Consider the following 13,988-nt stretch of genomic DNA (forward strand, 5'->3'; position numbering starts at 1 on the left):
ATTAAAAGAACGTAATGCGGCTCAGCTCCATATCCAGCGCGCTGCGTACCAGAAACTCCGTGGGATACGGCTGCGTCAGAATTTGTCCGCGAATTTCAAACTGTAGCGTGTTATAGCTACCCTGCCGGGTTTTATCGAGCAATGGCGTGACCCTGAGTGTGGCGGCGTTCAGCCGGGGTTCGAAACGAATAATGGCGCGCCGGATCGCCTCGCTGATATCGTCCCACTTATGCTCATACATAAAGCTGCCCGCCAGCGGCGGCAGGCCATAGTTGAGCACTGACGCCGCCGCCTGCGGATAGCGCCGGGCGTCGATGTCACCCTCGTGGCTAATGGTATTGAGCAAAAAGGAGAGATCCCGACGAATGATCTCCTTCAGTTGTACCGGCGTGACGCTGATATCCCGGTCAATTTTCTGATACGGAGCATTGTCACACAGCCGATCAAATAGGGTGGGCAGCAGGTGGTTAGCGGGTGTAAAACGAGACGTGCTCATGCGCCATCGTTTTCCTGAGCATGAAAGGTACAATGGGCCATGTCCAGCAGGCTGATATCGCCGTGGCTGGTCAGCCAGACTTTCTGCCCCAGCGCCCGCACGGTGGTTTCGCCGGGACCGTCCTGCCAGGCGGTTTCCCGGCACAGACGCAGGGCGTCAGATGCACTTTCCGAACCGCTGTAACGGGTAAAAAGCCAGGCACCGTGCGTATCGCCATTCATCAGGGTGATATTAATGGGTTTCCACAGCAGATCGGTCAGGCGCGTCGGTTGCGGCGATTCCAGCGAGCGTATTTGCGAAAACGGTAGCCAGATATACACGCCGCCGGTGACCAGCTCAAGTACCGGGCCAAGGCGGGAATCGCTGTCGCTCGCCCAGTCAAACGCGCCGCCGTTCCACTGCCCGCCCGTGTCTGTTATGGCTTCCAGTGCGGTATTACGGTGTTTATCAACCTCACCGGTATCGTCATGACAGGCGAGTGCCGCCAGCAGTGACTCCACCCAAACGGGCTGCGGCAGAAGGAAACCGGGTCGTTGTTCACCCTGAAAAACGGTGCGGCGGAACATTTCGCAGCGAACCAGCTCCCGGTACAGCCGGGCCTCCTGGGTATAATTAGCCTCCATCCTGGCGCATAGCTGAAGTTGGTGTAGCGCCCGCGACCAGTCTCCGGCCACACACAGCAACTGAAACAGGCTGTGGCGGCAGAGCGCTTTCGCCGGATTTTCCCGAACCTGCTGCTCCGCCATCTGAATTCCCTCTGCAATAGAGTATTCCTGTAGCAGCGCGGACAGGGTAGCAGGAAGCGTGTCAGTTTTTTTCATGGGCGGTATTTCCATTTTTCTGTGTCGGAGTGATTCGGTAGTGGCTGTCGATGCCAATAATACGATGCTCGCGGCGGGTCAGATCGGGCAGTATCTCGCTATGTGCGGTTTTCCCCGCCTGTTCCGGCGAGAGCAGTTGCAGGATATCGGGCATTGATTCCATCGCCAGCCAGTGCATTTCACCCTCACCGGTCGTGTCCAGCGTATCCAGAATGGCATCAATACCGGGCGCGCCTGCCACCATATCCTGTAACGTGTCGGTGTCGCCCTTTTTATCGTATAACGACGTCAAATCCTGGGTGACAGCGTCTTCATTTCGGGGAAACGGTTTATCACGGAGGGGCTTTTCCTGCCCGGAGGGCCGCAATGCCTGCTGATATTCCTGGTAAAGCTGGTGTAGCGTGCTATCCGCTTCATGGCCGGTGTAAGAGGGCGCGGTTTCCCGGACGGGAATAATATCGAACGGGTTCTGCGGATTGAGCTGTTGTTGTTTAAACCAGTCCAGATCCAGGTACTCAGCAACGGATTCAGATGACTGAACCAACTGAGGAAACGAAACATCGGGACGGGACTCATCATTGGTGCGGGCAAGGCACCAGGATGACAGACCCCATTCAATCGTATCTCCATCATTCAGCCGCATACGGTGATGAGGTTCCATCACCTGCTCATTGACGGCACAGCACAGTTCATCCGAGTGATTAACAATCCACCACGCCTCTTCGTGGCGAACAAGACTGAGCGCGATATCGTCTTTCCCATGTTGCTCAAAAAGCGGAATGTAGGGGGCGGCGGTAGTAAATACGATGTATGTCCCAGCGGGATACTGTGCGTTATCCGTTATACCCTGCGACTGTATTTTCCGTAATTCCCACATGTCTTGTTTCATTATGTCCCTTAAATGTATTTATTTTTCTGGAGGAAACGTTTAGGGAGTTTTAATTCATAAATAATTTTAACTAAATTCATAGGGAGTCATTATTGATGACACCCTTTTTATTATTTTCGTCGTGAATGAATTGTTGTATGCATAGATGTCTTTTTTGAAATATTATTTCTTTTAATTCTGCAATTGCGATTTTTATCTTGCTGCTCATTGATTATTTAATATTAACGGCTTAGTTGCTAATTAGTCCCTGATCTGTATCATTGTTTTGTTTCGATATTTTTTCGAGGCTATCAATAAAGAATTGTTTATATATTTATATGCATTGATGCATTATTTTTATGAATTTTTATGTCACAAGGCATAACACATGGAAACTCCTGTTTCACGCAGTGCGTTGTATGGAAAACTGGCCGGCCCACTATTCCGGTCGCTGGAATCGGCAACGGCATTTTGCAAACTACGCTCTAATCCCTGGGTTGAGCTGACTCACTGGCTGCACCAGTTAACACAGCAGCCCGATAACGATATTCTCCACGTTCTTCGGCATTACCAGATCCCTCTTTCTGATGTGGAGAAAGCGTTACTCCGGCAACTGGATATGCTGCCCGCCGGGGCCAGCGCCATTAGTGATTTTTCTCACCATATCGATCTCAGCGTTGAAAAGGCCTGGATGCTGGCGAGCGTCCGTTACGGCGATAACAAAATTCGCAGCGGCTGGTTGCTGCTGGCCTTGTTGACCACGCCAGAACTGCGTCGGGTACTGAGCAGTATCTGCGCGCCGCTGGCCACGCTTCCGGTTGATGAACTGACGGAAATACTGCCCTCGTTGATCGAAACATCGCCGGAAGCGCAGGAGCGCCCTTACGACGGCTCCGGCCTGGCATCAGCCATTCCCGGTGAAAGCAGTCAGGCGATTCCCAACGGCGGGCAGGATGGTAAATCCGCGCTGGCAAAATACTGTCAGGACATGACGGCACTGGCGCGCGACGGCAAAATCGACCCGGTGACGGGGCGTGAGCATGAAATCCGCACCATGACGGATATTCTGCTGCGCCGTCGCCAGAATAATCCACTACTGACTGGTGAGGCGGGCGTCGGGAAAACGGCGGTCGTCGAAGGTTTTGCCCTGGCGATTGCGCAGGGGGAAGTGCCGCCCGCGCTGCGGGAAGTACGGCTGCTGGCGCTGGACGTTGGCGCTCTGTTGGCCGGAGCCAGCATGAAAGGCGAGTTTGAATCGCGTCTGAAAGGGTTACTGGAAGAGGCCGGGCGCTCGCCGCAGCCGGTTATTCTGTTTGTTGATGAAGTTCACACTCTGGTGGGCGCGGGCGGCGCATCCGGCACGGGCGATGCCGCTAACCTGCTGAAACCGGCGCTGGCGCGCGGCACCCTGCGGACTATCGGCGCCACCACCTGGAGCGAATACAAGCGCCATATTGAGAAAGATCCGGCGCTGACCCGGCGTTTTCAGGTGTTGCAGATTGCCGAACCGGAAGAGATCCCCGCAATGGAAATGGTGCGTGGTCTGGTGGATACGCTGGAAAAACACCATAACGTACTGATTCTGGATGAGGCGGTACGTGCGGCGGTACAGCTTTCTCACCGCTACATTCCCGCCCGGCAGTTGCCGGATAAGGCCATCAGCCTGCTGGATACCGCCGCGGCCCGCGTGGCGCTGACGCTGCACACGCCGCCTGCCAGCGTACAGTTCCTGCGCCAGCAGCTAAAAGCGGCGGAAATGGAACGGTCGCTGTTGCAGAAGCAGGAAAAAATGGGGATTCAGTCAGATGAGCGGCGCGATGCGCTGACGGCGCGAATTTTCTCGCTCAACGATGAACTGACTGCATCCGAATCCCGCTGGCAGCGGGAGCTGGAACTGGTACATACGTTGCAGAAACTGCGTCTCGCAGAGTCTGATGCTGATGACAAAACCACGCTGCAACAGGCCGAAACGGCGCTAAGGGAGTGGCAGGGTGACGCGCCGGTGGTGTTCCCGGAAGTCAGCGCGGCGGTGGTCGCGGCGATTGTCGCCGACTGGACCGGTATTCCTGCCGGGCGCATGGTGAAAGATGAGGCCAGCCAGGTGCTGGAACTGCCTGCCCGACTGGCGCAACGCGTTACCGGGCAAGACGGCGCGCTGGCGCAGATTGGTGAACGTATTCAGACCGCCAGGGCGGGACTGGGCGATCCACGCAAACCGGTGGGCGTGTTTATGCTGGCCGGGCCGTCCGGTGTCGGTAAAACCGAAACCGCGCTGGCGCTGGCGGAGGCTATCTACGGCGGTGAGCAAAACCTGGTAACCATCAATATGAGCGAGTTCCAGGAGGCTCACACCGTTTCCACACTGAAAGGCGCGCCGCCCGGCTATGTGGGCTATGGCGAGGGTGGTGTGCTGACGGAAGCGGTGCGTCGCCACCCCTGGAGCGTAGTGCTGCTCGACGAGATCGAAAAAGCGCACCATGACGTCCACGAACTCTTCTATCAGGTGTTTGATAAAGGGGGCATGGAGGACGGTGAGGGAACACATGTCGATTTCAAAAACACCACGCTACTACTCACCACCAACGTGGGTTCCGACCTCATCAGCCAGATGTGTGAAGATCCGGCCTTAATGCCCGATGCTACGGGGCTTAAAGAGGCGCTAATGCCGGAATTGCGCAAGCATTTCCCGGCGGCATTTCTGGGCCGCGTGACGGTGATCCCTTACCTGCCGCTGGATGAAACGTCGCGTGGCGTGATTGCCCGTCTGCACCTTGACCGGCTGGTGGCGCGGATGGGTGAACAGCACGGCGTGACGCTGACGTATAGCGAGGAACTGGTCGCACATATTGTGGCGTGCTGTCCAATGCATGAAACGGGCGCGCGGTTGCTGATTGGCTACATCGAACAGCACATCCTGCCGCAACTGTCGCGCTACTGGTTGCAGGCCATGACGGAAAAAGCCGCTATCAGGCAAATTGATATCGGCGTTAATGGTGATGAGCAGATTGTTTTTGAGACAACCTCGCAGGAGGGAATATGCCAAAAGAGTTAAGTGGTGCGCAGTGGGTTTATGGCGTGACTAAGTTTGTCGGCGGAAATACAGATAAACCCCACTGGTCAATTGATGGGCATTAAATATGACATTACGTTACCCGGCGTTATTGACTCCTTTGCTAATGATGTTCGCTTTCAGTGTTCATGGCGAACCGCCTTTACCACAGGATGTGCAGCATTTTCTGAGCAATGCAGAGATGTGCCAGCATCTGGCCGGCGAATGGGACAGTTCTTTACCGGAAGAGGATAAAAAAGACATAGAAAAAGGCATTAATACCTGGTGTCCTCCGGCGAAAAAAGCACTTCCTGGGTTACGGGAAAAGTACAAAGAAAACAAAGAGATTATAAAAAAACTCTCTGAGTATGATTTTTAAAAACTGTACCGGTATACCGCTCCCTTGGCGGCAACCAGTTGACTAAAAAGGAAATGAAGGATTATGGCTATCAACAATAGCGCGCAGAAATTCATCGCGCGCAACCGCGCGCCGCGCGTGCAGATTGAATATGACGTAGAGATTTACGGCTCTGAGAAAAAAATCGAGCTGCCGTTCGTGATGGCGGTGCTGGCCGATCTGGCCGGGAAACCGCGTGAAGAACTGCCGCCGGTGACGGATCGCAAATTCCTCGATATTGATATTGATAACTTCAATGAGCGCATGAAAGCCATTGCGCCGCGCGTGGCGTTCGCTGTGCCGAATACGCTGACGGGTGAAGGTCAGTTGATGGTCGATATCACGCTGGAAAATATGGACGACTTTTCGCCGGCACAGATTGCCCGCAAGGTGGACGCCCTGAACCAGTTACTGGAAGCCCGCACTCAACTGGCGAACCTCCAGACCTACATGGATGGCAAGGCCGGGGCGGAAAATCTGGTCAATAAACTGTTGCAGGACCCGACCCTGCTGAAAACGCTGGCGAATGCGCCGAAACCGGCCGCTACCCAGCAAGGTGTGTCAGCGGATAATGAATCAGCGGAATAACGTCGAATTTTTAAGGAATTTTCATGGCAAACAGTAATATGCAGGCAACCGACGCGGTTGCTCAGGATACCGTCTCCGCATCCGGTGAATTTGATGCGTTGCTGAATCAGGCCTTCCGACCCAAGACTACCCAGGCGGCAAAAGCCGTGGAAGCCGCGGTGCAGACGCTGGCGCAACAGGCGCTGGCGAACACGATCACCGTCAGCGATGACGCCTATAAAAGCATCAGCGCTATTATTGCGCAGATCGACTTTAAACTGACCGAACAGATCAAACTGATTCTGCAACATCCCGACTGGCAGAAGCTGGAATCCTCGTGGCGCGGTATGGAGCATCTGGTTTACAACACCGAGACCGACGAAAAGCTGAAAATCCGCTTCATGAATCTGTCAAAAGATGAATTGCGGCGCAACATGAAGCGTTACAAGGGCATCGCCTGGGATCAAAGCCCGATGTTCAAGAAACTGTATGAAGCCGAATACGGCCAGTTAGGCGGCGAACCTTATGGCTGTATCATTGCGGATTACTACTTCGACCATACACCGCCCGATGTGGATCTGCTTGGCTCTATCGCCAAAGTCGCCGCGTCGGCCCATGCGCCGTTTATTGCCGGGGCTTCCCCCTCGGTACTGCAAATGGACTCCTGGCAGGAGCTGGCGAATCCCCGCGACCTGACTAAAATCGTCACCCAGAACCTGGAATATGCGCCGTGGAACTCCCTGCGGGCCAGCGAAGACTCCCGTTATATTGGCCTGACGATGCCGCGTTTTCTTGCCCGCCTGCCGTATGGCGCAAAAACCAACCCGGTGGACGAGTTTGATTTTGAAGAAGATGCGGATGGTTCTGACCATACCAAATACGTCTGGAGCAACGCGGCCTACGCGATGGGCGTAAACATCAACCGTTCTTTCAAACACTACGGCTGGTGTACGTTGATTCGCGGTGTGGAATCAGGCGGTGCGGTGGAAAATCTTCCCTGCCATACCTTCCCGACTGACGATGGCGGCGTGGACATGAAATGCCCGACCGAAATCGCCATCTCTGACCGCCGCGAGGCTGAACTGGCGAAAAACGGTTTTATCCCGTTGATCCACCGTAAAAACTCAGACTATGCCGCCTTTATCGGCGCACAGTCGCTGCAAAAACCACAGGAATACTACGATCCAGACGCGACGGCCAACGCCAACCTGTCCGCCCGTCTGCCGTACCTGTTCGCCTGCTCGCGCTTCGCGCACTTCCTCAAATGTATCGTCCGCGACAAAATCGGTTCCTTTAAAGAGCGTGAGGATATGCAGCGCTGGCTGAACGAGTGGATCATGAATTATGTCGACGCCGATCCGGTGAACTCCTCGCAAGAAACTAAAGCCCGTCGTCCGCTGGCTGCCGCTGAAGTAGTGGTGGAAGAGGTCGAAGGCAATCCAGGTTATTACGACGCGAAATTCTTCCTGCGTCCGCATTTCCAGCTTGAAGGGCTGACGGGATCGCTGCGCCTGGTGACAAAACTGCCGTCAGTGAAGCAGGGCAATGCCTGATGCATTTATTTTGTGAATATATAAATAATATCAGAGGATATTAAGAGAATATATGCCATATGTTTATGCTAATGCAAAGGCTTTACAGGATACAGAAAAGGTAGGAAACCACCATCAGTGTGTTGAACTTATTCAACACTATATACGAGTAGGACAAACGAGTACATGGCAGCAAGGGGCCGCAGTATTTGGAAACAAAAACATTGAAGTCGGGACAGTTATCGCTACTTTTGTGAATGGGCGATATCCGAACCACAATAGTGGCAACCATGCTGCATTTTTTCTGGGGCAAGATGCTGGCGGGATATGGGTGATGGATCAATGGAAAGATGATATCGCAAAACCCCGTGTGTCCAAACGTTATATAAGAAAGTTGCATAATGGAAGTGTTCGTAGTGACGGGACTTATATAAGGATGAGTAATAATGCAGAAGCCTATTTTATCGTTGAATAGCACCTGTATTGTCGGGGGCATTCTGTGGTTACTTCCGGTAATAGTTGTTCATGCCGATGAGATTGTCTGCCCTGCGGTTATTCATTTTTCTCAGGCTCCAATAATTTCCTCAGCGGAAGGATGGAATGTCTCATCCCGTGCAGCGCGTATGTTGAATGATGGTGGTTTTCTTTCGTCTGGCGATCCCAAAGAGCAGGCAGATCTGAAAGGTGAAGATGCAGTCGTTGATGGGAAAAAGGGGCGCCTGTGGGAGATAGACCCGGAGGATAATCGCCGGGGGATCTGGTTCTCATGTAGTTATGGACAGTGGGCTGTTCTGCTTGCCAGAAAAGTTCAGGGAACGGTCGCGACATGCTGGAGCCCGGATGTCTTACCGGCAAAATTGATTTGTAAATAAAATATATAATCTTTATATGAATACTCTGATGCCAGAATACGCATAAAAGATGCCTGTTAATGTTTAAGATTTATTCGTGAAGTAAATACTTCAATAATATTGGCAGCGGAAAAAGACAGCCTTCTGTTCTCCTGAAATTACGGGGAAGGGGATTCTGTACGGCAACGGTTTATTTCTGCGCAAATTATCAGGATAAACCAGGTTTATTTTAAGTAAAACTTAATAAGGATATAAAAATGTCTTATGATATTTTTCTGAAAATTGACGGCATCGACGGTGAGTCGATGGATGACAAACACAAAAATGAAATTGAAGTACTGAGCTGGCGCTGGAATATCCATCAGGAATCCACCATGCACGCCGGTAGCGGCCTCGGCTCCGGTAAGGTCTCCGTCACCAACCTGGATTTTGATCACTATATCGACCGCGCCAGCCCGAACCTGTTCAAATACTGCGCCTCCGGCAAGCACATTCCGCAGGCCATTCTGGTTATGCGTAAGGCTGGCGGCAATCCGCTGGAGTACCTCAAGTATACCTTCACCGACCTGATTGTCGCCGTGGTTTCCCCGAGCGGCAGCCACGATGGTGAAATCGCCTCCCGTGAAACGGTCGAGCTTTCTTTCAGCACTGTGAAACAGGAATACGTGGTGCAGAACCAGCAGGGCGGCAGCGGCGGCACTATCACCGCAGGTTACGACTTCAAGGCGAACAAAGAAATTTAACGGCTGTTTTTCCGGCCAGATTTATATCTGGCCGGATTTATTGTTTTGATTTTAAAGGAATTTACAGTGAATAAATGGCGTAACCCCACTCGGTGGTTATGTGCGGTAGCTATGCCTTTTGCACTGCTCCTGCTTTCCGGATGCGGCAGTAGCGATGCGTTACCTGACCTCGAATCACAGCGACTCGACCTGAGCGTGAAAGCCTCCGATAAGGTGAATCCTGACAATCAGAAGAAGGCCGCGCCCATTGAGATACGTGTTTATGAACTAAAAAATGACGCCGCTTTCACGACAGCTGATTACTGGTCGCTCCATGACAACGACAAATCCGTCCTTACCGACGATATAGTGCGTCGCGACAGCTTTATTTTGCGTCCCGGCGAAGAGAAAAAACTGCGTCGCCCGCTGAATGCGCAGACCACGGCAATCGGCATACTGGCCGGATACCGTAACCTGGCCAAATCGGTCTGGCGGGTAACCTACAAAATCCCGGAAGCCCCGGAAAAAGCCTGGTACAGCAGCTTCGTACCGGGGAAAGGAAAAGTGCAGTTGGAGGCGGAACTGGAACAAAGCGCCATTGTAATTACGGAACGGGATAAATGAATTATGAGCTGGAATGACCGCGTAGTCTGGAGTGAAGGACAATTTTTACTGCCGCAGATGTTTCAGCAGCAAGAGCGTTATCTGGAACACGTCATGCATTACCGCAGCCTGCCGCTGACCCCCTTTTTCTGGGGATTCAGCCACTACAATATTGATGGCGAAGCGCTGAACATCGGTAAACTGATACTGAAAGAGGCATCAGGGATTTTTCCTGACGGCACGCCGTTTAACGCACCGGGCCACACCCCGCTACCGCCGCCGCTGACCATCCTGCCGGAGCACCTGAACCAGCAGATTTGTCTGGCGGTACCGGTACGCGCGCCGAACAGCGAAGAAACTACGTTTGACAATAACCCGGAATCACTGGCGCGTTTCTCGGTACATGAACACGACATCCGCGACGCCAACTCGCTGGGACGTGGCGCGCAGTTATTACAGCTCAGTCACCTGCGCCTGCGGCTGCTACCGGAAAAAGCGGTGACGGGCGCCTGGATTGGCCTGCCGCTGACCCGCATCACCGGGCTGAATCCTGACGGGCGGATAGATATCGACCACGACCTGATTCCACCCATCATTAATTATCAGGCCAGTTCACTGATGTGTACCTGGCTGTCGTGGATCAACGATCTCATCCGGATGCGGGCCGATTCGCTGGCGGAACGGCTGACAGGCAGCGACAACCACGGCCATGAAGCAGCGGAGGTCTCCGATTACCTGCTGCTGCAAATTCTCAATCGCTTTGAGCCGCTGTTGACTCATCTGGCGAAAACCCCGCTGGCCCCGGAAGTGTTGTATCGCTACCTGTCCGAACTGGCCGGGGAACTCTCCACCTATGTGCGTCCACAAACGCGACGGCCCGCTGAATACAAAGAGTACAAACACCTGACGCCCTATGCCGGGTTGAAATCACTGGTCGATGAGGTGCAGTTCCTGCTGAACGCGGTACTGATCCGGGGCGCGCAGCGCATCGAACTGAAAGAGGGGACTTACGGCATCCTGAATGCGGTGGTAGCCCCTTCCGATCTTGCCGATTTCAGCACGCTGGTACTGGCGATAAAGGCTTCAATGCCGACCGATGTGCTACTGCAACATTTTGCCGCCCAGACCAAAATCGGGCCATCCGATCGCCTGCCGGAACTGATCCGCTCGCATCTGCCGGGGCTGGCTTTGCAGGTTCTGCCTGTACCACCGCGCCAAATCCCGTTTCAGGCCGGATACATCTATTACGACATCCGCCGCGAGGGAGCATTGTGGGAACACATTGCCCGTTACGGCGGGATGGCCATGCATACCGCCGGGGAATTTCCGGGGCTGGAGACAGAACTGTGGGGAGTGCGCGATAAATGACAGACAGTACCCTGACGCCGCCAGCGGCGGACATGATGTCCTTTTTGTCCACCACACCGGAGCATAAGGACAGTGAATATGAAACGCCGGTACACACCAGCCAGCGCACGGAACTCAATGTCATCGTTGAAGACGGTCCGGACAGCAAACTCCGGCTGGCTGAAATCAGCGCGGCGGCTAACCCGTTGCTCGCCGCTGCCCGGCCTTTATTGTGCGCTCTCGCAGCCATGCCCGCTAAACTGGATGCGGCCCTGGTAGAGCCTTACCGTAATCTGCTGGTACGCGAGATGCATCTGTACCAGACATTATGCGATCAGGCGAACCTGCGGCGCGAGCACGTACTGGCGGTACGTTACTGCCTGTGTACGGCGCTTGATGAAGCCGCCAATAACACAACCTGGGGACGGCGCGGCGTCTGGGCCGGAAAAAGCCTGCTGGTAACATTTCATGGTGAAAGCGAAGGCGGGATAAAACTTTTCCAGATCATCGGGCGTCTGGCGGCCAGCTTCCAGGAGCATGGCAACGTACTGGAGGTTATCTACCACCTGCTGGGGTTGGGATTTGAAGGCCGCTACAGCGTGCAGCCAGACGGGCGTAAGCAACTGGACAATATTCGCCAGCAACTGCTGACACAGCTTTCACAGCGTCGCGATCCGGTCATGCCCGCGCTCTCGCCTGACTTTCAGGGGGCGATAAGCGGACGACTGCGGCGGATGCGCCGGGTGCCGGTCTGGCTGAGTGCCGGGATAGCCCTGTTGGCGATGCTGACGCTGTTTGGCCTTTACAGCCACCGGATGGATGTGCAGACCGTCACCGTACAACAGCATATTGATGCGATTGGTATAAAACTGCCACCACCGCCCGTGCCGGTTCATAAGCTGCGGCTGAAAATCCTGCTGGCAAACGAAATCGCCCGTGGCCTGCTGACCGTGGACGAAGATGACCAGCACAGTAGGGTGGTCTTCCGTGGCGACGCCATGTTTGTGCCGGGACAGAAAACGGTGAGTGACGCAATCCGGCCAGTGATTAACAAAGCGGCGCGGGAAATCGCCCGCGTGGGCGGCGCAGTCACTGTAACGGGTCACACTGACAGCCAGCCCATTCATTCGGCTGAATTCCCATCCAACCTGGTGCTGTCGGAAAAACGGGCGGCGGAAGTTGCGGCGTTGCTGACCTCCGGCGGCGTACCTGCCGGACGGGTACATATCGTCGGCAAGGGCGATACGGTGCCGGTGGCGGATAACGGCAGTAAAGCCGGGCGGGCGAAAAACCGTCGGGTGGAAATTCTGGTAGTGGAGTGAATGAATGATAAAAAAATCGACCTATGATGTGTCTCATCATTCGGCAATATGTGGCGTGACGGGGGATTATTATCGGATCTCAGCGACATATCACATAAAACGATCTATCCGTGTTTTTTTGATCATTTTATGTTGTTTATTACCCGGTGGCGTTTTTGCCGGGTCCCTGATTAACGCAGGATTCATTTCCCCCGATAATGTCAACCTCAGTATACGGGATTTTCTGGGGTTTTATGCCAGTGATAACTTACAGGAAAAAGATAATACACTGATGTATGTGTTGGGGGTAGCGGATGCCACAGAAGGTAAGACGTGGTGTGGATATGGTCAGGTTGACAGTATAACAATAAACCATACTGTGCTGGCCTGGCTTGATCGGTACTCTGTGAAAAAGCCTGATGCAAGAGCTTCGGTGCTGATAGAGGAAGCATTAGTTAAAAATTTCCCCTGTCAGGGGACTGAACCCTCCGTAAAAATTGCTTCCCGGTCATCTCCTGTGTTATCCCTGACGCCGGATGCGCTTAATCTTTCAGGTAATGACTTTTTTAAATTTTGGGTATCTGGTAATCAACTGGATAAACTCAGGGCGGGTATCTATCTGCTTGGCGTGGAGGATGCAACGGAGAAAAAACTATGGTGTGGATACGATTTATTTAAGACGCTAACATTAAATGAAATTGTCTATGTTTTTCTTAAAAATAAAACACATAAAGAACTTAATTCTCGCGCGGCTGAACTTATCATAAATAAATTAATAGAGTATCCCTGTAATATATAAAATCATTCAAGTTGCATCAAGGCGGCAAGGGAGTGAATCCCCAGGAACGTACATTAGTTCGTGACTGGGGTGAGCGAGGAAAGCCAACGCACATGCAGCCTGAAGTATGACAGGTATACCCTGTGATAATGTTATCGCTGCCAGTTCAGATAAGTATTGGTGGTAAAGTCTTGGTGGTAAGGGATTGATATGTTTAAGATAATGGTCTGTCTGTTGGTGGGTATTCCTGCCATTTCTTATGCGCACGATTATGGGTGTGCTACGGTTGGAGCATCAATGGAGTCATCATTATTTGATGCCATAAAAAATGACCTGAATATAGATGTCGCTACTATTATAAAGGATAAAACAAAGGTAGAGATTCTTGATATCTCGCCTGTATCTAAGGTCTATGCAGAATCTCTGGCCAGGATGGATTATGAAAAAGATAAGGCCAAAAATAAAGTGGCAATATTAGATAAAAAATCCTATTTCGATAGTTACTATGAAAATCAGGTTAAATCTATCGTGGCAAAATATATCTATATTAACAAAGATAAAGAAAAAGATATTTTCATTGCATCCAGCTTCATGAATGCTGATGAGTGTTCTGTAAGATTTAATGGTTATATTACTTTATCCAGGGAATTTTAAAA

Annotated in this window: 15 protein-coding genes; 12 read left to right on the top strand and 3 right to left on the bottom strand. The window is 52.6% G+C overall.

Features of this window, described 5'->3' with window-relative positions; genetic code table 11:
• Window position 1: 1 nt before the first annotated feature.
• Genes tssE through tagK form a run of 3 tightly spaced genes read right to left on the bottom strand, consistent with a single transcriptional unit; the run spans window position 2 to window position 2,206 of the window.
• A complete protein-coding gene (tssE, locus tag ACLD3P_RS02605; protein WP_000108007.1) occupies window positions 2–496 on the bottom strand; it encodes a type VI secretion system baseplate subunit TssE in 495 nt (164 codons plus the stop codon).
• On the bottom strand, window positions 493–1,317 hold the full coding sequence (locus ACLD3P_RS02610; protein ID WP_001642663.1) for a type VI secretion system accessory protein TagJ: 825 nt from the start codon (window positions 1,315–1,317) through the stop codon (window positions 493–495). The genes tssE and ACLD3P_RS02610 overlap by 4 nt, the downstream gene beginning before the upstream one ends.
• Entirely contained in the window at window positions 1,304–2,206 is a 903-nt protein-coding gene (tagK, locus tag ACLD3P_RS02615; protein ID WP_411006642.1) for a type VI secretion system-associated protein TagK, read from the bottom strand. Before tagK ends, ACLD3P_RS02610 begins: the two co-directional genes overlap by 14 nt.
• 367 nt (window positions 2,207–2,573) lie before the next feature.
• On the opposite strand from tagK, the gene tssH reads away from it, so the two are divergent.
• The 12 genes from tssH (at window position 2,574) to sciR (ending at window position 13,986) form a co-directional block, all read left to right on the top strand.
• Window positions 2,574–5,237 (top strand): type VI secretion system ATPase TssH, encoded by a 2,664-nt coding sequence (gene tssH, locus ACLD3P_RS02620; RefSeq protein WP_411006641.1) that lies wholly within the window; start codon window positions 2,574–2,576, stop codon window positions 5,235–5,237.
• Window positions 5,238–5,322: 85 nt separating this feature from the next.
• A complete protein-coding gene (locus ACLD3P_RS02625; protein ID WP_000175471.1) occupies window positions 5,323–5,613 on the top strand; it encodes a hypothetical protein in 291 nt (96 codons plus the stop codon).
• Window positions 5,614–5,676: 63 nt separating this feature from the next.
• Entirely contained in the window at window positions 5,677–6,219 is a 543-nt protein-coding gene (gene tssB / locus ACLD3P_RS02630) for a type VI secretion system contractile sheath small subunit (RefSeq protein WP_000996815.1), read from the top strand.
• Window positions 6,220–6,242: 23 nt separating this feature from the next.
• Window positions 6,243–7,751: a type VI secretion system contractile sheath large subunit gene (gene tssC / locus ACLD3P_RS02635; protein WP_000013884.1), complete on the top strand. Its 1,509-nt coding sequence runs from the start codon at window positions 6,243–6,245 to the stop codon at window positions 7,749–7,751.
• Between the two features lie 52 nt (window positions 7,752–7,803).
• Entirely contained in the window at window positions 7,804–8,205 is a 402-nt protein-coding gene (locus tag ACLD3P_RS02640) for a BPSL0067 family protein (protein ID WP_001147175.1), read from the top strand.
• Window positions 8,177–8,602: an STY0301 family protein gene (locus ACLD3P_RS02645; RefSeq protein WP_001171576.1), complete on the top strand. Its 426-nt coding sequence runs from the start codon at window positions 8,177–8,179 to the stop codon at window positions 8,600–8,602. Before ACLD3P_RS02640 ends, ACLD3P_RS02645 begins: the two co-directional genes overlap by 29 nt.
• 236 nt (window positions 8,603–8,838) lie before the next feature.
• Window positions 8,839–9,324 carry an Hcp family type VI secretion system effector gene (locus ACLD3P_RS02650; protein WP_023251615.1) on the top strand — a complete coding sequence of 162 codons (486 nt, stop codon included), beginning with the start codon at window positions 8,839–8,841 and terminating at the stop codon, window positions 9,322–9,324.
• A gap of 66 nt (window positions 9,325–9,390) precedes the next feature.
• On the top strand, window positions 9,391–9,927 hold the full coding sequence (tssJ, locus tag ACLD3P_RS02655) for a type VI secretion system lipoprotein TssJ (RefSeq protein ID WP_131046280.1): 537 nt from the start codon (window positions 9,391–9,393) through the stop codon (window positions 9,925–9,927).
• 3 nt (window positions 9,928–9,930) lie between these two features.
• Entirely contained in the window at window positions 9,931–11,274 is a 1,344-nt protein-coding gene (tssK, locus tag ACLD3P_RS02660) for a type VI secretion system baseplate subunit TssK (protein WP_000118740.1), read from the top strand.
• A complete protein-coding gene (gene tssL, locus ACLD3P_RS02665; RefSeq protein WP_000132483.1) occupies window positions 11,271–12,575 on the top strand; it encodes a type VI secretion system protein TssL, long form in 1,305 nt (434 codons plus the stop codon). The genes tssK and tssL overlap by 4 nt, the downstream gene beginning before the upstream one ends.
• A 4-nt stretch (window positions 12,576–12,579) precedes the next feature.
• Window positions 12,580–13,353 carry a Rap1a/Tai family immunity protein gene (locus ACLD3P_RS02670; protein WP_131046278.1) on the top strand — a complete coding sequence of 258 codons (774 nt, stop codon included), beginning with the start codon at window positions 12,580–12,582 and terminating at the stop codon, window positions 13,351–13,353.
• 201 nt (window positions 13,354–13,554) lie between these two features.
• Window positions 13,555–13,986, top strand: coding sequence for a Shiga-like toxin A subunit SciR (sciR, locus tag ACLD3P_RS02675; RefSeq protein WP_079780999.1), 432 nt, complete (start codon window positions 13,555–13,557; stop codon window positions 13,984–13,986).
• Window positions 13,987–13,988: the final 2 nt, after the last annotated feature.

The organism is Salmonella sp. 741265073_HBA, assembly GCF_046569105.1.
GTDB classification, from domain to species: Bacteria; Pseudomonadota; Gammaproteobacteria; order Enterobacterales; family Enterobacteriaceae; genus Salmonella; species Salmonella enterica.